The organism is Streptomyces sp. SM1 (genome assembly GCF_002910825.1).
In the GTDB taxonomy this organism is placed as follows: Bacteria; Actinomycetota; Actinomycetes; order Streptomycetales; family Streptomycetaceae; genus Streptomyces; species Streptomyces okerensis.
Genome location: NZ_NEUB01000324.1, coordinates 1 through 391 on the forward strand (window position 1 = coordinate 1; position 391 = coordinate 391).

At 77.0% G+C, this 391-nt stretch carries 1 pseudogene; it reads right to left on the bottom strand.

Annotated elements, in window-relative coordinates:
- Window positions 1-391, bottom strand: a pseudogene (locus B9S61_RS07795) (transferase); the annotation flags it as partial.

Below are 391 nucleotides of genomic sequence, written 5' to 3' on the forward strand. Positions count from 1 at the left end.
CCCGCCTGGAGCCGTACGGACACCCAGCGGCCGGCCGGCCGTACCGGATGAGTGGTGGTGCGGCGGCCCTCGGCCAGCGTCCAGCCGGCGTCGAGCACCCGCAGCGCCAGGTCCGCGTCCTCCCGGAAGGCCCTGCGGAACCGTTCGTCGAAACCGCCGGCCGCCTCCAGCGCCCGGCGCCGGTACACCATGTCGGCGGTGATCCAGCGGGCGCGGGCGAGACCGGCGGTGTTGCGCTCCCAGTCGGTGGGCCGGCGGCCGGCCGGCAGCGGGACGTCGATGCGGCCGGTGATCCCCGCGGTCGCGACGCTCGCCCCGGCGAGGTCGAGGGCCAGGTCGTCGGCCCAGGTGGGACCGGGGACCACGTCGTCGTCGAGGAAGGCGATCCACG